Annotated in this window: 16 protein-coding genes; 4 read left to right on the forward strand and 12 right to left on the reverse strand. The window is 66.6% G+C overall.

From position 1 onward, the window contains the following. Nucleotides 1-3 precede the first annotated feature (3 nt). On the reverse strand, nucleotides 4-1,542 hold the full coding sequence (locus tag ARTH_RS18730; RefSeq protein ID WP_052309726.1) for a purine-cytosine permease family protein: 1,539 nt from the start codon (nucleotides 1,540-1,542) through the stop codon (nucleotides 4-6). Between the two features lie 107 nt (nucleotides 1,543-1,649). Here ARTH_RS18730 and ARTH_RS18735 point away from each other — a divergent pair, with 107 nt between their 5' ends. Further along, a complete protein-coding gene (locus ARTH_RS18735) occupies nucleotides 1,650-3,299 on the forward strand; it encodes a PucR family transcriptional regulator (RefSeq protein WP_011693523.1) in 1,650 nt (549 codons plus the stop codon). A gap of 156 nt (nucleotides 3,300-3,455) precedes the next feature. On the opposite strand, the gene purU is transcribed toward ARTH_RS18735, so the two are convergent. The 7 genes from purU to glyA are packed head-to-tail and all read right to left on the reverse strand — an operon-like array spanning nucleotide 3,456 to nucleotide 12,366. Further along, entirely contained in the window at nucleotides 3,456-4,367 is a 912-nt protein-coding gene (gene purU, locus ARTH_RS18740; protein WP_011693524.1) for a formyltetrahydrofolate deformylase, read from the reverse strand. Between the two features lie 3 nt (nucleotides 4,368-4,370). Continuing rightward, complete coding sequence (locus ARTH_RS18745; protein WP_011693525.1) at nucleotides 4,371-5,744, reverse strand: L-serine ammonia-lyase; 1,374 nt, start codon at nucleotides 5,742-5,744, stop codon at nucleotides 4,371-4,373. Next, on the reverse strand, nucleotides 5,744-6,379 hold the full coding sequence (locus ARTH_RS18750; RefSeq protein ID WP_011693526.1) for a sarcosine oxidase subunit gamma: 636 nt from the start codon (nucleotides 6,377-6,379) through the stop codon (nucleotides 5,744-5,746). The genes ARTH_RS18745 and ARTH_RS18750 overlap by 1 nt, the downstream gene beginning before the upstream one ends. Next, on the reverse strand, nucleotides 6,372-9,326 hold the full coding sequence (locus ARTH_RS18755) for a sarcosine oxidase subunit alpha family protein (RefSeq protein ID WP_011693527.1): 2,955 nt from the start codon (nucleotides 9,324-9,326) through the stop codon (nucleotides 6,372-6,374). The genes ARTH_RS18750 and ARTH_RS18755 overlap by 8 nt, the downstream gene beginning before the upstream one ends. Beyond that, nucleotides 9,323-9,760, reverse strand: a complete 438-nt coding sequence (locus ARTH_RS18760; protein ID WP_011693528.1) for a sarcosine oxidase subunit delta — start codon at nucleotides 9,758-9,760, stop codon at nucleotides 9,323-9,325. Before ARTH_RS18760 ends, ARTH_RS18755 begins: the two co-directional genes overlap by 4 nt. 27 nt (nucleotides 9,761-9,787) lie before the next feature. Beyond that, a complete protein-coding gene (locus tag ARTH_RS18765; RefSeq protein ID WP_011693529.1) occupies nucleotides 9,788-11,008 on the reverse strand; it encodes a sarcosine oxidase subunit beta family protein in 1,221 nt (406 codons plus the stop codon). Then, a complete protein-coding gene (gene glyA, locus ARTH_RS18770) occupies nucleotides 11,005-12,366 on the reverse strand; it encodes a serine hydroxymethyltransferase (RefSeq protein ID WP_011693530.1) in 1,362 nt (453 codons plus the stop codon). The genes ARTH_RS18765 and glyA overlap by 4 nt, the downstream gene beginning before the upstream one ends. Before the next feature lie 206 nt (nucleotides 12,367-12,572). Here glyA and ARTH_RS18775 point away from each other — a divergent pair, with 206 nt between their 5' ends. Next, nucleotides 12,573-13,244: a GntR family transcriptional regulator gene (locus tag ARTH_RS18775; RefSeq protein WP_011693531.1), complete on the forward strand. Its 672-nt coding sequence runs from the start codon at nucleotides 12,573-12,575 to the stop codon at nucleotides 13,242-13,244. A 180-nt stretch (nucleotides 13,245-13,424) separates the two neighbouring features. On the opposite strand, the gene ARTH_RS18780 is transcribed toward ARTH_RS18775, so the two are convergent. The 4 genes from ARTH_RS18780 to hxlB form a co-directional block, all read right to left on the reverse strand. Beyond that, complete coding sequence (locus ARTH_RS18780) at nucleotides 13,425-13,985, reverse strand: hypothetical protein (RefSeq protein ID WP_011693532.1); 561 nt, start codon at nucleotides 13,983-13,985, stop codon at nucleotides 13,425-13,427. A gap of 178 nt (nucleotides 13,986-14,163) precedes the next feature. After that, complete coding sequence (locus tag ARTH_RS23985) at nucleotides 14,164-14,304, reverse strand: hypothetical protein (RefSeq protein ID WP_156810710.1); 141 nt, start codon at nucleotides 14,302-14,304, stop codon at nucleotides 14,164-14,166. Between the two features lie 163 nt (nucleotides 14,305-14,467). Next, on the reverse strand, nucleotides 14,468-15,091 hold the full coding sequence (gene hxlA, locus ARTH_RS18785; RefSeq protein ID WP_011693533.1) for a 3-hexulose-6-phosphate synthase: 624 nt from the start codon (nucleotides 15,089-15,091) through the stop codon (nucleotides 14,468-14,470). A gap of 48 nt (nucleotides 15,092-15,139) precedes the next feature. Next, a complete protein-coding gene (gene hxlB, locus ARTH_RS18790; RefSeq protein ID WP_011693534.1) occupies nucleotides 15,140-15,742 on the reverse strand; it encodes a 6-phospho-3-hexuloisomerase in 603 nt (200 codons plus the stop codon). 135 nt (nucleotides 15,743-15,877) lie between these two features. On the opposite strand from hxlB, the gene ARTH_RS18795 reads away from it, so the two are divergent. Both ARTH_RS18795 and ARTH_RS18800 read left to right on the forward strand, forming a co-directional pair. Next, nucleotides 15,878-17,158, forward strand: coding sequence for a helix-turn-helix transcriptional regulator (locus ARTH_RS18795; protein WP_011693535.1), 1,281 nt, complete (start codon nucleotides 15,878-15,880; stop codon nucleotides 17,156-17,158). Between the two features lie 45 nt (nucleotides 17,159-17,203). Next, nucleotides 17,204-17,776 (forward strand): GNAT family N-acetyltransferase, encoded by a 573-nt coding sequence (locus ARTH_RS18800; RefSeq protein WP_011693536.1) that lies wholly within the window; start codon nucleotides 17,204-17,206, stop codon nucleotides 17,774-17,776. Nucleotides 17,777-17,914 lie beyond the last annotated feature (138 nt).

The raw sequence follows: 17,914 nt of genomic DNA on the forward strand, positions 1-17,914 counted from the left end.
TTTCTACAGCGAGACTGCGGTGGTTGACGGGCGGGCTGAAGGTTCCGGGACCGTCGTCTCCGGGACGGTTACCTGGACCGGCTCAGCGGCGCCGCCGGCCAGAAATTTCCGGTGGACCCGGGGGCCAAGAACTGCGTAGCACGCTGCGCTGCTGACGCCGCCGGCGAGCCAGGAGAGGTCCCAGCCGCCCAGTGCCACTGCGATGGGGCCCTGCATTGCGGGAACCAGGCCGTACATGAACAGCCAGGTGGCGAAAATGCCGACCAGGAGGGACACGACGCCCGCCCAGTTGACTCCGGGGAGCCGCTTAGTGCCCACGCCGTCGAACAGCCGTGAGGCCTCGCCGGGCCAGCGCTTCTCGATCCAGAAGAAATGCACCAGCATGACGCCGCCCCAGGCGGCCACCCAGGCCACGAGACCGATCAGCCACGCATCCAGGACGGAGGCGAAGTCCTCCTGGAAGATGAAGAATACGACGGCGATGAGCGAGAAAACGCCGACGAACAGATTGAGCTTGCGGCGGCTGATGGTGATGTCGAGGGCCTGGGTTGCGACTGAGAAGGTGTAGATGTTCAGGATGTTGGTGGCGATGGGTCCGTGCAGGACCATCAGGAGTACCGGAAGCGCGAGGACTCCGAAGTTTTGCACGATGAGTTTTCCGGGGTCGATCTCGCCACTGTTGGTTGCAAGGCTGGCGCCCAGGACTCCGAGCCAGACGACCGGGATGAACTGCCCCAGCACTGAGGCCAGGTAGACCTTGCGCTTCGGCACCTCGGTGCTCACAAAACGGGAGTAGTCAGCGGCGTAGGTGAACCAGGTGATTCCCCAGCCGATGCCGATGGCCGTCATAACGGCGCTCATGGCCGCGATCCGCTCCGAGCCTTCGAGGATGTTGCCGGCGGGTCCGGCGTAGGACCAGTTGATCTTCATGCCGAACCAGGCGACGGCGGACATCACCGCGAGGATGATGATGGTGGGCGGCACGGTCCACTTTTCAAAAGCCGCAATAGCCTTGTAGCCGAACCAGGCGATGGCAACCTGCGCAGCCATGATGGTGGTGGCGACACCGATCTTCCAGGCGTAGTTGTGGGCTGTCGGGTCCACCCAGCCGAGGGTGCCGAAGAGTGCCATGACAAGGTCCAGGATGATCCAGGTGTTGACGGCGCACCAGCCGATGACCAGTAGCGCCTGGATGGCGGCGGGAAGGTAGTTTCCGCGCCGGCCAAATGCCGCGCGGGCCAGCACCATGCCCGTGGCACCTGTCTTCTGGCCCAGCAGTACGAAGCAGCCGAACAGAAGCATGCCGATCAGGTTCCCCAAAACCAGGACGGTAACGGTGTCGGCGAAGCCAAGTCCGAGGTGGATGCCCAGGGCGCCGAGCACCCAGTTGATGGGCGCCAGGTTGGCTCCCGCCCAGATCCAGAACTGTCCGGAAACCTTCCGGGTCCGCTGTGATTCGGGGATGGGCTGAAGCCAGGCTTCAACGTCTTCGCCGGCTGCGGGCACGTGGCCGGCCGGGACTGCAGTGGAGTTGTTTTGCATGTGGGCCTCCGTGGGAGAAAGGGGATACAGCCAGAGTATGTGCCGCAGACCACACGCAACAAGATACGATATGTACATCAAAAGCCCCATTTGCATGACGGAGCGTAATGCCAATAAAGCTCAGTGAGATCCTAAAACATGCCACCCTCACAGCCGCCGATCCCGTGATCCGCGCCGGTGCAGGCGCAGTGGCGGGTACGCAGCTGCGGTGGGTGCACTCCAGTGAAGTCCTGGACATCGCGCCGTTACTTAGCGGCGGCGAGCTGCTTCTTACCGGCGGCGACGCGCTGGTTACTGCCTCGGATGCACGCCGGGCGGAGTACGTCCGGCAGCTCTCGGAGCGCGGGGTTGGTGCGCTGGCGGTGGAAACTGGCCAGCGGCTCGCTTCACTGCCGTCGTCGATGATCCAGGCAGCGGAAACCGCCGGGCTTCCCCTTATCGAATTCCGCAAGGTGGTGCCCTTCGTGGGCATCATGCAGGCGATTAACTCGATGCTCGTCAGTGAATCGGTGGCCCATCTGCGCCGCGCGGATGAGGCCAGCCACGCCATGGCCGTTGAGCTGGCCCACGGGAGCAGCCTGGATCAGATCCTTGCCGTGCTGGCCGGAATCATTGGTGCGACCCTGGAGCTCTCATCCGTGTCCGGTGTAACGCTGGGCAACGCCGGCCCGGGCGGCGCCGATACGCGTCCGGCGGCCGGCGCCGGTACGCATCCGGGGAACGGCACGGCTTCCCAGCCGGCAGAGGGCCTGGAGTCCGGCACCGGCTCCCCGGCAGAGCCCGGAAGCGCGGCAGAGCCCGGAAGCGCGGCAGAGACGGGCATCGGCGGCACGTTGATAAGCATTGATGTGCCGGTCCGTGGCGTGCCCTCCGCGAGGTTGCTCATCAATGTCCCGGCCGACGGCGACGTCAACCTGGCGCGCGTGGCCGGCGGCCGCTGCGTGGACATCCTGTCGCTCGCTCTGCTGCAGCGGATGCCGCCCGGGCTGAAAGAAGTGGCCGGCACGGCGCTGCTGCGGGCCGTCAGTTCCGGCAGCCAGCCCTGGCGGCTTCAGCAGCTCTCCCCCGCCGCCGGGATCCTTCCCTCTGCGACGGTGGTCGCCGTCGTCGTCCGGTCGTCCACCTCACAGCAGCTGCGGGCGGCAATGGACACTATCCTCAAGCGGTCGGCGCAGCAGAGCGCCAGCTATGTGGACAATGCCGAGCTCCTGGCGCTTGCCGCCCTCCCTTTTGACGGGGCGGCGGCCGCGCGGGCCGGGCTCGTGGCAGCACTCAGGGAGCTCCCGGTTGAGGCGGGGACCATGACGGCGGTGGGTCCGCTGGCCGCCGGGATCGAACACGCTCCCTGGTCGTTGTCGGAGGCGAAAAGCGCCCTGGATCTCGCCGTGAACGGCTCACTTCGGTCAGCGGCCCGGCCGGCGTCGGACACGGAAGGAGTGGTGATCGACGTCGAAAATCTGGCGGTGGAGCGCCTGGCGGTGCAGCATCTGGACCAGGGCGCGCGGCAGGATTTCGTCCGCCAGCAGGTGGGGCCCCTGCTGGATCACGACGCGCGGCGCAACTCCCAGCTGCTCGCAACCCTGGCAACCTGGCTGGACTCTGGCTGCAACACCGCGCAGGCTGCCCGCGAACTGCATGTTGAGCGGCAGTCGATGCATCACCGCATGCAGCGGATTTTTGAGTTGTGCGGCGGCGATCCGCGCGGAACCGGCCGGCTCGCTGCGCTGCACCTCGCCACCCGGCTGGCCGCGCTGTAGCGAGTGGCCAACGCGTGAATGGACGCTCTCTCACTTAACGCAGGAAAAACCGGGACGCTCTCTCACTTTCTCCAAGAAAGTGAGAGAGCGTCCCGGCTTAACCGACCGGAAGTGAGAGAGCGTCCCGGCTTAACCGACCGGAAGTGAGAGAGCGTCCTAGCGGAGCACCACTGTCCTGTTGCCGCGCAGGATCACACGGCCCTCGCAATGCCAGCGCACCGCGTTGGAAAGGGCCTTGCACTCGGTGTCGCGTCCGGCGGCCACCAGGTCTTCCGGGCCGTAGGTGTGGTCCACCTCCACCACCTGCTGGGCGATGATGGGTCCCTCGTCCAGCTCGCCGTTGACGTAGTGCGCGGTAGCCCCTACCGTCTTAACGCCGCGGGCGTAGGCCTGGTGGTACGGCTTGGCGCCCTTGAAACTGGGCAGGAACGAGTGGTGGATGTTGATGGCACGGCCGTCCAGCTTGCGGGTGAGGCCGTCGCTAAGGACCTGCATGTAGCGGGCCAGCACCACCAGTTCCACGTCGAACTCGTCCACCAGCTCCAGCAGCCGCGCCTCGGCCTCGGGCTTGGTGGCGGCGGTAACGGGCACGTGGAAGAACGGGATCCCGTGCCATGCCACCAGCGCCTGGTGGTCCGTGTGGTTGGACACCACGGCCACCACGTCCACCGGCAGCTCGCCGATCCTGGCACGGAACAGCAGGTCGTTGAGGCAGTGCCCGAACTTGGACACCATGATCAGCACGCGGCGCTTGGAACCGTGCGGCTCCAACCGCCAGCTCATCCCGAAGCGTTCAGCAACCGGGGCAAAAGCGGCCCGCAGGGTCTCCGCGGTGGAGGCATCGCCGTCGGACGCAAAGTGCACCCGCATGAAGAAGTGCCCTTCGGAGCGTTCGCCGAACTGCTGGTTGTCGATAATGTCGCAGCCGTGTTCCAGCAGGAAGCCGGAGACGGCGTGGACGATGCCCGGCGACTCGTTGCAGTCCAGCGTCAGGACATGTTCCACGGTGGTCGCGGCCGGGCCCGCGAAGGACGGAAGGGAAGAAGTTTCAGTCTCAATGGCAGTCATGGCTCAGCACTCGATCACATTCACGGCGAGGCCCCCGCGGGAGGTCTCCTTGTACTTGGTTTTCATGTCCGCTCCTGTCTCGCGCATGGTTTTAATGGCTTTGTCCAGCGATACCTTGTGGCTGCCGTCCCCGTGCAGGGCAAGGCGGGCGGCGTTGATGGCTTTCACGCTGGCAATGGCGTTCCGTTCGATGCAGGGGATCTGCACCAGGCCGCCCACGGGGTCGCAGGTCAGGCCCAGGTTGTGTTCGATTCCCACCTCAGCCGCGTTTTCCACCTGTTCCGGCGTGCCGCCGAGCACTTCGCACAGTCCGGCGGCCGCCATGGAGCAGGCGGAACCCACTTCGCCCTGGCAGCCCACTTCGGCGCCGGAGATTGAGGCGTTGATCTTGAATAGAATCCCGACGGCGGCCGCCGCCAGCAGGAAGCGGACCACGCCGTCGTCGTCGGCTCCGGGGACAAACTTGACGTAGTAGTGCAGTACGGCCGGCACAATCCCGGCCGCGCCGTTGGTGGGGGCGGTGACGATCCGCCCGCCGGCGGCATTTTCCTCGTTGACTGCCAGCGCGAAGAGGTTCACCCACTCCATGGCCCGGAGCGGATCGGTGACGCCGGTGTCCGCGGTCAGGGTCTTGAACAACGACGGCGCCCGGCGCCTGACGTTCAGCCCGCCGGGAAGGATCCCTTCCGCGGCGCAGCCGTTGTCCACGCATTCGCGCATGACGGCCCAGAGTTTCAGCAGCTCCTCGCGGAGTTCCGCTTCGCTGCGCCATGCCAGCTCGTTGGCGAGCATGACGTCGGAGATGGACATTCCCTCGCGGCGGCAGATCTCCAGGAGTTCGTCGGCCGTGGTGAAAGGGTATGGCAGCGGTGTGTCGTCCGCCACCACTTTGTCTCCGGCGTCGGCATCGCCGTCAACAACGAAACCGCCGCCAATGGAGTAGAAGCTCCGTTCACTGAGCACGGCGCCGGTGTGGTCCAGCGCGCGGAACGTCATGCCGTTGGGGTGGGCAGGCAGGGATTTCCGGCGGTGCAGCACCACGTCCTCGTCCCAGTTGAAGTCCACCCGGTGGTCCCCGCCGATCCGGAGTTCGGCGTCGAGCGCGGCGGCGGCCACCTGGTCGTCCGCGGTGGAGGTGTCCACCGTTTCGGGGTCCAGGCCCTGGAGGCCCAGGACCACGGCTTTGTCGGAGCCGTGGCCCCTGCCGGTGGCGCCGAGCGATCCGAACAGTTCCGCCTGGACCCGTGTGGTGGCGCTCAGGTGGCCGTCACCTTTGAGCCCTTCGGCGAACAGTTTCGCCGCCCGCATCGGGCCGACCGTGTGTGACGACGACGGCCCGATGCCAACGGAGAAGAGGTCCAGGGCGCTCAGCGCCATCAGGGCACCTCGGGGGAGGCGTATTCCCTCATGGCGTCCAGGAGCCACCGGCCCAGGAAGTCCGCGAACGAAGCCCGCGGGAAGAGCCGGAAGCTGTCCTCGCCGGTCTTCAGCAGGATCACCGGGATGTTGCCCACTTCGGTGCTCAGGGCTGTTCCCGGCGTGAAGCTGCGGGGGTGCAGGTCCAAGGCGCAGCCCTTCTCCAGGACTGCCCGTGCACGGGGGCCAGAGAGTTCGAACGTGGTGCGGTTGGCGGAGAGGTCCACCACCTGGCCCGGGGCGTCTCCGAGGGCTGCCGTGAGGGAGCCGATCAGGTGCCCGCCGAGGGAGTCGTGGGCTTCTTCCGGTGCGACCACCAGGAACTCGGACGGGCCGAGCCACAGGACGCTGATGCCGTCCGAGCCGGCCACTTCGCCGCACCGTGCGGGCAGGCCGCCGGCCACGGACGCGATCCGCGAGCCCTGCTCGGAGCGGGGGTCAACGCGGATCCCCGCCATGGTCTGGAACGGGCCTTCCTGGAGGACAACCGTGCCCGTCACGGAGCCGGCGTCCAGCGCTTCGGCCAGGTGGGAGGCCGGGCTGCGGCGGATGTCCCGGAGTCCATTGATGCCTTCGAGTGCTGCTGTGTTAGCCATCTTTGCGGGTCCCTTCAGGGTCAAAAAGTACGGTTTCGGCGACAACGACATCAACCAGCTGGTCACCGGCGGCGGCCACGAGGGTCTCGCCGATGCGGTTGCGGCCGTTCTTGATCAGGGCCAGGCCGAAGGACCGGCCCAGTGCGGCGCTGTGGTAACTCGAGGTCACGAAACCCTGCATCGGGACGGGACCGTAGGCGGGGTTGGTCGGGATGCCCTTTTCCACGAGCTGGGTGCCTTCCGGCAGCCGCAGCGTTCCGTCCACGGGGAGGACGCTGACCAGGTGCTTGCGGTCCTCGCGCTTCGCATCGGCACGGGCGTAGGAGCGCTTGCCGATGAACTCCTTGGCCTTGGAGACAACCCATTCCATCCCGGCATCCTGCGGGGTGACAGTGCCGTCGGTGTCCTGCCCGACGATCGGGTAGCCCTTTTCGGCGCGGAGCACGTGCATGGTTTCGGTGCCGTAGGGGGTGATATTGAATTCGGCCCCGGCGGCCGCAACAGCTTCCCAGGTGTTCAGGCCGTACCAGGACGGCACGTTAATTTCGTAGGCCAGTTCGCCGGAGAACGAGATCCGGCAGATCCGGGCCTGCACGCCGGAGGCGAGGGTGGTTTCGCGGAAGGTCATGAACGGGAAGGCTTCCGCCTCCAGGCCGCCGCCGGCGGCGAGTTCGGGTGCCACCTTCGCGAGGACCGCGCGGGATTTGGGCCCGACGACGGCAATGGTGCTCCACTGTTCGGTCACCGAGGTGCAGTGCACGTCCAGCTCAGGCCATTCGGTCTGTAGCCATTCCTCCAGCCAGTCCAGCACCTTCGCGGCACCGCCGGTGGTGGTGGTCATGAAGAACCGGTCCTCGTCGAGGCGCAGGGTCACGCCGTCGTCGAAAATCATGCCGTCCGCCATGCACATCACGCCGTAGCGGGCGGAACCCGGGGCGAGCTTCTTGAACGCGTTGGTGTAGATCCGGTTGAGGAACTCACCGGCGTCCTTGCCACGGATTTCGATCTTGCCGAGCGTGGTGGCGTCCATGAAGCCCACGGATTCGCGGACGGCGGCGCACTCGCGCAGCACGGCGGTGTCCATGTCCTCCCCGTCCTGCGGGTAGTACCAGGGGCGCTTCCACTGCCCCACGTCCTCGAACAGCGCACCCTTGGCCACGTGCCACGGGTGGATCGACGTAACACGGGCGGGGTCGAACAGTTCGCCGCGCTGGCGTCCGGCAAGTGCCGCAAACGCCACCGGGGTAAACGGTGCCCGGTACGTGGTGGTGCCGATGTCGCCGATGCCCCGGGACGCTTCGCCGGCGGTGCGGAGAGCCGCGGCGATCACGCCGATGGCGTTGACGCCGGAAGTCTTGCCCTGGTCGTTGGCGGTGCTGATCGAGGTGTAGCGCTTGATGTGCTCCACGGACCGCATGCCGGCGCCGGTGGACCGCAGCACGTCAGCCACGGACTGGTCGCGCTGGAAGTCCACGAAGTGGTGGTGCCAGTCGTCCGGGGTACCGGCCTGGCCGGGCACCAGCCACAGCTGGCGGGTCGGGGCGGATGCCTTCGGCTCGCCGATGACAGAAGGTTCGACGGCGGCACTGAAGCCGGCGGCGATGGCCGCCGAAGCTCCGGCGGAGATGCCTTCGGCGAGGCAGTCGGCGAGTTCGAAGCTGCCGCGGCCGGAGCCGATGGTCTGCTGGTTCGGGACCACGGTGCTCGGTACGAACGCCGCCAGGTCCTCGTCCCAGCGCAGCTTTCCCTGCCGCTGCGAGTGGAGGTGCACCAGCGGGCTCCAGCCGCCGGAGACTGCCAGCAGGTCGCAGGCGATCTCTTCGATGCCGGAGGTGAGTTCGCCGTCGTCGTTGATACTGCGGACGGTGACGCTGTCCAGCCGGCCGTCTGCGGCGCCTTCTCCTGAGGCGGAGGTGTTGGCCACGGCGCTGCCGATCAGCACGCGGGTGCCGGACTCGACGGCGGCGGCTGCCACTTCCGTAAGGCGGGGACGGGCGTCGACGACGGCCGCCACCTTGACGCCGGCGGCGCGCAGGTCCGAGGCCAGTGCGTAGGCGCTGTCGTTGGTGGTGCTGATGACGACGCGCTGCCCGGCGGCCACGGCGTAGCGGTTGAGGTAGCTGCGGACGGCCGAGGCGAGCATGATGCCCGGGCGGTCGTTGTTCTCGAAGACCAGCGGGCGCTCGTGGGCGCCGGGAGCAACCACCACCTGCTTGGCACGGATGTGCCAAATCCGCTGCCGGGACACGCCGGGGGCGGCCGGGCTGGAGAGGTGGTCGGTGCGGTTCTGGACGGCGACGATGTAGTTGGCGTCGTAGGCGCCGAAGGCCGTGGTGCGGTTCAGGACGGTGCATTCGGCTGCGGAGACGAGCTCGGCTTCCACATCAGCCACCCATTCCAGGGACGGCTTGCCTTCGATGGCCTCGGCCAGGTCAGGTGCGGTGGATCCGGACAGGAGCGTGCCGCCCAGTTCGGGCTGGTCGTCCAGCAGCATCACCCGGGCGCCGGTGCGCACGGCCTCGCGGGCCGCGGCCAGGCCGGCGGGGCCGCCGCCGATCACCAGGACGTCCGTGTGCACGAACTTCTTGTCGTACTCGGCGCGGTCCTCCTCGGGGTCAAGCCGGCCCAGGCCGTTGAGCAGGTCTGCCTTCAGGCCGTCCACCAGGGTGACGGTGGTGGCGGGGAGCATGGACTCTGCCACGTGGCCCGGGAACCGTGCTTCGACCCGGACCAGCGCGTTGGATTCCTCCACGCCGGCGGACATGATGCCGCGGGGGCGGTCCTCGTACAGCGAGTTGCCGGCGGCGATCCGGCCATTGGCGAGCAGGGCCGAGGCGAGCGTGTCGCCGGGGTGGCCGGTGAATTCCTCGCCGTCCACGGTGAAACGCCAGGAGATGCTGCGGTCGATGCGTCCGCCGGCGGCGAGGCGGGCGTTCTGGGAAGTCACTTGGTTGCTCCTTCCGGGGCGGTGGTGCTTGAGGCTGTCGTGCTTGAGGCTGAACCGGCCGGTGCGATGCTGGTTGCAGAGGTGCTGGGCGCGCTGGTGCCGGTGGTGGTGCTGTCAGCGGCGGTGCTTGCAGTGCCGGATTCGGCCGCGGCCGCGACGGACACGTCCGGCCGGGGTGAACCCATCGGGTAGACGGCCTGGATGTCGTACGTGACGGTGTCGCGGAGCATGTTGAACCACTGGCGGCAACCGGTGCTGTGGAGCCAGCGCTCGGCGAAGGCGCCCTTGGTGTTGTCGCGGTAGAACAGGAACTCGGCCCATTCGCGGTCGTTCATGTCGTTCGGGTTTTCCGGGTACGGCACGTGGGCCTGGCCGCCGTAGTGGAACTCGGTCTCGTCGCGCGAGCCGCAGTTGGGGCATGAGATAAGCAGCATGTGCGTCTTCTTTCTATGGGACGGCGGCTAGTGGGCTACTGCGGCTGCGCCGTGCTCGTCGATCAGGGCGCCGGTTTCGAAGCGTTCCAGCGCAAACGGCTTGTTCAGCTTGTGCGGGGTGCCCGTGGCGATGGTGTGCGCGAACGTGAGTCCGGCAGCCGGGGTGGCCTTGAAGCCGCCGGTGCCCCAGCCACAGTTCACGAACATGTTCTCCACCGGGGTGGTGCCCACGATCGGCGAGGCATCCAGCGTGGTGTCCACGATCCCGCCCCAGGTCCGGAGCACATGTGCCCGCGCAAAGATGGGGAACAGTTCAACGGCGGCGGCCATCTGGTTCTCAATTACGTGGAAGGACCCGCGCTGGCCGTAGCCGTTGTAGGAGTCGACGCCGGCGCCCATGACCAGTTCGCCCTTGTGGGCCTGGGAAACATAGACGTGCACGTGGTTGGACATCACCACGGTGGGGTGGACCGGTTCGTGCAGCTCGGAGACCAGGGCCTGGAGCGGGTGGGACTGGATGGGGAGCCGGAAGCCGGCCATTTCCGCAAGGACCGAGCTGTGGCCGGCAGCGCACAGGCCCACCTTTTCGGTGTTGATGGTGCCGCGGTTGGTCTTGACGCCCACCACGCGGTCGCCGTCCTTGAGGAAGCCGGTGACTTCGCAGTTCTGGATGATGTCCACGCCCAGTTCGTCGCACTTGCGGGCGAAGGCCCAGGCCACGTGGTCGTGCTTGGCGATGCCGGCACGCGGCTGGTAGGTGGCGCCCATGACCGGGTAGCGGATGTTGTCGCTGATGTTCAGGATCGGGCAGAGCTCCTTGACCTGGTCCGGTTCCAGCCACTCAGCGTCCACGCCGTTGAGCTTGTTCGCGCCCACGCGGCGGATGCTTTCGCGGACGTCGCCCAGGGTGTGGGCGAGGTTCATGACGCCTCGCTGGCTGAAGAGGAAGTCGTATTCGAGCTCTTCCGGCAGGATTTCCCAGAGCTTGAGGGCGTGCTCGTAGATGGCAGCGCTCTCGTCCCAGAGGTAGTTGGACCGGATGATGGTGGTGTTGCGTGCCATGTTGCCGCCGGCCAGCCAGCCCTTTTCCAGAACGGCGATGTTGGTCATGCCATGGTTCTTGGCCAGGAAGTAGGCGGTGGCCAGGCCGTGCCCGCCACCGCCCACAATCACGGCGCCGTAGGAGGACTTGGGCTCCGGGTTGCGCCAGAGGAAATCCGGGTGCTCGGGGAGCTGTTGGGTGCTCACTGGGCTGCTCCAATCATGTCTGTTTCAAAGGCGGCGATTTCATCGCCACTGTCCTGGGAAAGATGCGGGTAGAGGGGGAATTGTTCGGCGAGGGCGGTCACCCGGGCGCGAAGTTCGACGACGGCGCTGTCACTCAGGGACGTTGCCCCGGTGGCGCCGTTGGCAGCCGCGGCAATCAGCGCCGTCGCGATGATGTCCGCGACCTCAGTGAATTCCACGGCGCCGAAGCCGCGGGTGGCCAGGGCGGGCGTTCCGATCCTGAGGCCCGAGGAAACCATCGGCGGGCGGGGGTCGAACGGTACGGCGTTGCGGTTGACCGTGATGCCGATCCGGTGCAGGGCGTCTTCGGCCTGCTGCCCGTCTAGTTCGGAGTTGCGGAGGTCCACGAGGACCAGGTGCACATCGGTGCCGCCGTTGACTACGGAGATGCCAGCCGCGGCGACGTCGTCACGGAGGAGCCGTTCCGCCAGCAGCTTGGATCCCTGCAGGACGCGCTCCTGGCGTTCCTTGAATTCGGGGGTGCCGGCCAGCTTGAAGGCGACGGCCTTGGCGGCGATGACGTGCTCCAGCGGTCCGCCCTGCTGGCCCGGGAACACGGCGGAGTTGATCTTGCGGGCGTATTCCTCCTTGGCCAGGATGACGCCGCCGCGCGGACCGCCGAGGGTCTTGTGCGTGGTGGTGGTGACGACATCGGCGTACGGCACCGGGTTGGGGTGCAGCCCTGCGGCCACCAGGCCGGCAAAGTGCGCCATATCCACCATCAGGTACGCGTCCACGAGATCGGCGATGCGGCGGAATTCGGCGAAGTCCAACTGGCGGGAGTAGGCGGACCAGCCGGCGACGATCAGCCGCGGACGGTGCTCCAGGGCCAGCGCTTCGACCTCGGCCATATCGATCCGGAGGTCCGATTCACGCACGTGGTACGGGACCACGTTGTAGAGCTTGCCGGAAAAGTTGATCCGCATGCCGTGGGTCAGGTGGCCGCCGTGGGCCAGGTCCAGGCCCATGATGGTGTCGCCCGGGTTCAGCAGCGCGAACATGGCAGCAGCGTTGGCCTGGGCGCCGGAGTGCGGCTGGACGTTCGCGAACTCGGCGCCGAAGAGTGCCTTCACCCGGTCGATGGCCAGCTGTTCGATCACATCAACGTGCTCGCAGCCGCCGTAGTAGCGCTTGCCGGGGTAGCCCTCGGCGTACTTGTTGGTCAGTACCGAGCCCTGTGCCTCCATGACTGCGGACGGGGCGAAATTCTCCGAGGCGATCATTTCCAGCGTCGACTGCTGGCGGCCCAGCTCATTGGCGATGGCCTGCTGGACCTCGGGATCGACTGCGGAAAGTCGCTCGTTCAACTGCTCAACCACGGATGCTCCTTTGAAATACCACTATTGCTATGACTGATATATCAGTGTGAGGTCAATGGTATGATTGGGATCACATGAGAGTCAATAGCCGGTGGCAAAGTGGCACTGAGCTTCCGGTTGGAACCGCATCAACCGGTGGTTGGAGGCCGGCCGCTGTGGTGACGACGAGCCATAAGGAACTGAGTAGCGAAGAACGGAGCGGCACCTTGAATGCACTTCCCGCCCTGCCACCCGCCGAGGACGAAGTACTGTCCCAGGCGGAGGCCGCCTACCGGCAGCTGCGCGACAAGCTGATCATGCTCGAGATCCGGCCCGGCGAGCCCATCAATGACGGCCAGCTGGCGGCCGAGCTCGGCTTCGGCCGCACTCCTGTGCGCGAGGCGATCAAGCGGCTGGAGGTGGACCATCTGGTGGTGTCCTATCCGCGCCGGGGAACTTTTGCCACCACCGTGGACTTCACCGAACTGGCTGACGTCTCGGAGGTCCGGGAGCTGCTGGAGCCGCTGGCCGCCCGCAGTGCTGCCACGAGGGCAAACGCCGCCATGCGCCGCGAACTCCTGGAAGTCGCCACGATCATCGCGGAGCTTGATCCCAGCCCTGCCGAGTCCCGCGAGCTGATGCGCTATGACCTGACAGTGCACCGGTTGATCTACAAGGCGGCTGCCAACCCGCACCTGGAAGACACCCTGATCCGCTACGACAACCTGGCCACCCGCATCTGGTGCCTGGTCCTGGACAAGGTGCCCTCGGTGAGCGGCCACATCACCGAGCACGTGGAGCTGCTCAAGGCGGTGGCCGCGGGCGACGCCGACAAAGCCGGCGAGCTGGCCCTGCACCATGTCACAAGCTTCGAAGAGACCATCCGCGGGGTGCTCTAGGCGCCCCAAGGCAGAAACGCTCTCTCACTTTTGGCCCTAAACCCCAAGACGCTCTCTCACTTTTGGCCTTAAAACCCCAAGACGCTCTCTCACTTTCCTGAAGAAAGTGAGAGAGCGTCTCGTGTAAACCGGCAGGAAGTGAGAGAGCGTCCTGCGTTGCTTTCCAGTCCTGTCTGCTTCCTAGTGGCCGCCGCCTCCGATCACTCCTGCTTCCACAGCCTTCGTGACGGCGTCCGCCTCGACCTGGGTCAGTTTGCCGTCGGTGACAGCCTGGTCAAGCCGGGTCTTAAGTTCGGCCGCCCGTTCAGCCTGGCCGGCCGTGCGGATTTCTTCCAGGGCTGCGGTGACCTTGGATTCTTCGACGCCGAGTGACCCAGCCAGGTCCTTGGCCATCGCCGCGTCCATGGCGGAGCGGTCCGGTTTGGTCCCCTCGGTTGGCTTGGTTCCGTCAGCCGGTTTGTTGGCATCCCGGAACGCCTGGAGGGCCTCGGTCACCTGGGACTCCTCCACGCCGAGCTTGGTGGCCAGGTCGGCAGCCAGCTGGCCGCGGTCGCCGCCCCTGTGGCCGCCGCGCATGCCGCCGTCAGTGGTTGTGGATCCGTCGGTGGATGCGGTGCTCTGGGCCGTTGCGCTGGGGCTAGGGGTTTCGGCCGCCGAGGCCATCCCGGTGACTCCCAGCCCGGCGCCGAGCGCCAGTGCCCCGGCCGCCAGGCCGAGCGTGATTCTCTTCGTGCGTGACATCTGATGTCTCCTCGATCCGCCGTGTGAACGGCTCTTTGGGGAAGAACGGCCGGTTTGCACCGTCCTTCACTCAAAGATGCGGCACCAAGGTATGGCGCTGCTGTTCGGATCCTGTCGGCAGGCTGTGAATGCGGGCCGGGAGATCAGGTGGAGGGTCGAGGGCATCCACGCAAGGCGGTCAGCTGTTCCTCTTCCAGCCCTTCGGCCACTTCACGTTCAGCAGCAGAAGGCCCAGCAGGAGCGAGTCCACTGTCATGATGGCCGCCATAAGGTAGGCCCAGCCGATCATCATGCGGTGTTCACCGCCAACCTGCGGCACGAATTCTTGGCTGGCATCGATGGTCGCATGACAATCTCCTGACGTGGATCCCCCCAGTCACTCGATAGTCCATCAAGTGTGGCATGGCCGCAGTCAGGACGGAACGGCCGGGACTACTCGAATCCTGCCGCGGTCATACACCGAAAGGCGCGCGGAATACTCGTTAGATAATCGCCGCGCGCAGCTGCTTGGCGGCCAGTGCCGGATCCTCTGCGCTGTAGATGGAGCCACCGACGACGGCGACGTCCGCACCGGCGCGCTGTACGGCTTCAATGGTGGACAGGTTTACTCCACCGGCCACCGAAAACGGCACCCGGGCTTCCTCCCCTGCGCTGAGCAGCAAGTTGAGGTTGTAGCCCGGCTTGGCCTGCTCGTCGAGGCCTGCGTGGAACTCAATGAACTTGGCGCCGAGTGCGCGGGCTTCCTTGGCGCGGGTGACTTTGTCCGCGACGCCGATCAGGTCAACAACAATCCCCTTGTTGTGGGCCTTCGCCGCCTTGACCGCGCCGGCGATCGTGGAGTCATCCGCGCTGCCGAGGACGGACACCAGGTCCGCACCGGCGCCGAAGGCGATCTCGGCCTCCAGTTCGCCGGCGTCCATGGTCTTCATGTCCGCGAAGACGATCTTGTCCGGGTGGGCGGTCTTGACGGCGGTCACGGCGGACAGGCCGGCGTTCTTCACCAGCGGGGTGCCGAGCTCGATGATGTCAACGTATTCGGCGACCTTGCCCGCGAGCTCGAGGGCGGCTTCGACGGTCAGGACGTCCATGGCGACTTGCAGTTTCACGTGGTGTCTCTTTTCTGGTTGGGGTGTCTCGGTGGAAATTGGCGTGGTTTACTCGAGGTTCGCGTGGCGCCGCCAGAGTTCCTCGGCAGCGGCCGCGTCCTCGTCCCAAAGGCTTTGGAAGACGGCTTCAGTGGTGGTGAACAGCACCTGTTCGAAGAGGCTGCCCGAATACTGCCGGGACACCGCCGAGCCGTGGTCCGTTTTCCGGGCGGCCGGGATAAGCACGACGGCGGCAGCAACCGCCGCGAGCGGGGAACCGGCGTCAGTGGTGTAGGCAGCGACCCGCGCGCCCTGGCCGGCCGCTGTCTCCGCCGCCTTGACGACGCCGGGGGTGGTGCCGGAACCGGAAGCCGCCAGCAGCAGGTCCCCTGCGCTGATGGCAGGCGTGGTGGTCTCACCGACCACGTGCACCGTCAGTCCCAGGTGCATCAGCCGCATGGCCGCCATTTTCAGGACCAGCCCGCTGCGGCCGGCTCCGGTCACGAAGATCCTGCCCGCCAGCCGGAGCTCGGTGACGAGCGCCGCCACCTGAACCGGATCAACGCGTCCGGATACAGCCCTGATCTCGTCCTGGACCAGGTCCCGATTGCGGCCAAAGGCGCGGGACGCATCGGCCAGGACGGCCGGATCGGTTTCGGCGATGACGCTCATCTGCGGGTTCCTCCTTCACGAAAGTTGCTACCTATTCATCCTCACCCGCCCGACAGGTAGTTCCAACGCCATGATTGAACGGTATTTACTACCCAAAGGGATAGGTCTATTCCCGTGGCGTCGTAGACTGGGCAGGTGGAAGCCCCCGATACAGTCCTGCTGGAAGCCGTTGCCGCCCTGGCCACCGCCCCGCTGGCCACCATTGCCCAGCGGCTGCGGGAGGCGACCCTCCCCTATCTGGGAAGCAGCGCCCTGGTCATCTTCACCGAGGACTGCACGGGCAGGCCGCAGAAGAAGGCCGGAGACGAATCGATCATCAGCCGGGTCTCCATCGCGGAACTGGACCAGATCCGGGCGTCGCTCTCCGCGGCAGGGGGACTGTCGCCGGGTGACCGGTGGCAAGGCGGAGCCGTGCTCGGCGGCGAGGAACGCCAGGTCCTCGCCTTGTCCTCCCCCAGCAACGCCCTGTTGGTCCTCGCCGACCCGCAGCTGCCGGATCCGGCCGGGCACGATGCAACGGAGAGCATGCTCCGCTACCTGTGGACGCTGGCAGCGGAGCGGATCCGCGAAAAGGTGGCGGACGCGCCGCCGTCGTACCTCATCGAATCCCGCGCGGCCTCGGCCGAGCGGGTGAGGGTGACGGCGGAACTGGTGGATCACCACTCCACCACGCTCGAAACCCTGCTCGCCGCGCTGCGGTCGCCTGCGCTCAGCGACGACGCAGCACGAAAGTCCGCCACCGATGTCGCCGCCAGGGCGTTGGTGGGACTCCGCACCCTCAACGACCGCACCACCGAACTCGTGGAGGAACCGGTGGCCACGGCTTTCCAGCGGCTGCGCGAGGACCTGAAACCGCTCATGAACTTCAGCGGCATCGACGTCCAGTTCATCGAGCCGCCCGTCAACGGCCGTGCCCTGCCCGGCGAAGTGGCGCACGCGGCCCGCGCGATCGTCCGCGGGCTGGTCCTTGCCATGGTGGACCAGGCGGGAGTGCGGCGGATCCGTACGCAGTGGGATTGCGACGGCGAGAACCTCCTGGTCAACGTCCGCGACGACGGACCCGGCGAGCGCTCCGCGGCCGCGCCCGCCATGGCCCGCCTCGCCCAGCGGGTGGAAGCCCTCGACGGCAGAATGTCCGTGGATGTGATGCCCGGCTGGGGTGCCGACGTCGCCATCTCACTCCCCCTTGATCCGCCTGCCCGCCCGCTGGCCGACGTTTCCGACTGGAAGCTCGGGGACCGCGAACTCGAGGTGCTCCAGCTGCTCGCCGCCGGACAACGGAACCGGGCCATCGCCGCGAAACTGCACATCAGCGAGAACACAGTGAAGTTCCACCTGCGCAACATCTACCGGAAAGTGGGCGCCACCTCCCGCACCGAAGCGATCGCCATGGCCCACAGCAACGGTGTGCGGTAGGCCTGGGACCGTACATCAGCATCAGCATCGAAAGGACTCCGCGGCATGGCAATCGAGGTTCGTCCGGCGACCCGGTTCGAGGACGTAAGGACGATGGTGGGCCCCAAGCGCCCCGACGCGACGGTGTGCTGGTGCCTGAGCTATCGCATCCCCTCCAAGCAGAACCTGGCGTTGCGCGGCCCTGAGCGCGGCGAAGTCGTCAAGGAGTTGGTCCGGCAGGACCCGCCGCCCGGGGTGCTCGCGTACGACGGCGACGAGGTGGTGGGCTGGGCCGCTGTCCATCCGCGCGCCGATACCAGCTTCGCCCGTAACCGTAAGATCCCCCACGTAGACGATGTCGACGTGTGGTCGGTGTGGTGCATCCGGGTGCGGCCCGGGCATCGAGGCAAGGGGATTTCCCATCACCTGCTGCAGGGCGCCATCGACTTCGCCCGCAGCCACGGCGCTCAGGCAATCGAAGGCTATCCGGTCGATAACCAGGGCCGGAAGGTGGACATCACCATGGCCTACGTCGGCACGCGCAAGCTCTTCGAGGAGGCCGGTTTCACCAAGGCCGCGGACACCGACTCCGTGCTTAACGGCTTCCCCCGGGTGCTGATGCGCCTGGACCTGTCGTGACGACCCCGCGCTTAACGCAATGCCGCCTGGCGCACCCGTCTCGGCATAGGATCGAAAGTGTGGAACTAACCGAGAGGACGCTCTAAGCGGCCTTGTGGCGGGTAAGCAAGCCGCAGAAACTACTTAAGGGTATGGATC

It is taken from the genome of Arthrobacter sp. FB24, from assembly GCF_000196235.1.
In the GTDB taxonomy this organism is placed as follows: Bacteria; Actinomycetota; Actinomycetes; order Actinomycetales; family Micrococcaceae; genus Arthrobacter.

Bases quoted from the DNA above. Each gene is read 5' to 3' on its own strand.
- purU (WP_011693524.1), bottom strand. From the start codon at position 4,367: ATGACTGCCATTGAGACTGAAACTTCTTCCCTTCCGTCCTTCGCGGGC.
- ARTH_RS18750 (WP_011693526.1), bottom strand. From the start codon at position 6,379: ATGGCTAACACAGCAGCACTCGAAGGCATCAATGGACTCCGGGACATC.
- ARTH_RS18800 (WP_011693536.1), top strand. From the start codon at position 17,204: ATGGCAATCGAGGTTCGTCCGGCGACCCGGTTCGAGGACGTAAGGACG.
- ARTH_RS18745 (WP_011693525.1), bottom strand. From the start codon at position 5,744: ATGGCGCTGAGCGCCCTGGACCTCTTCTCCGTTGGCATCGGGCCGTCG.
- ARTH_RS18730 (WP_052309726.1), bottom strand. From the start codon at position 1,542: ATGCAAAACAACTCCACTGCAGTCCCGGCCGGCCACGTGCCCGCAGCC.
- hxlB (WP_011693534.1), bottom strand. From the start codon at position 15,742: ATGAGCGTCATCGCCGAAACCGATCCGGCCGTCCTGGCCGATGCGTCC.
- ARTH_RS18760 (WP_011693528.1), bottom strand. From the start codon at position 9,760: ATGCTGCTTATCTCATGCCCCAACTGCGGCTCGCGCGACGAGACCGAG.
- ARTH_RS18735 (WP_011693523.1), top strand. From the start codon at position 1,650: ATGCCAATAAAGCTCAGTGAGATCCTAAAACATGCCACCCTCACAGCC.
- ARTH_RS18780 (WP_011693532.1), bottom strand. From the start codon at position 13,985: ATGTCACGCACGAAGAGAATCACGCTCGGCCTGGCGGCCGGGGCACTG.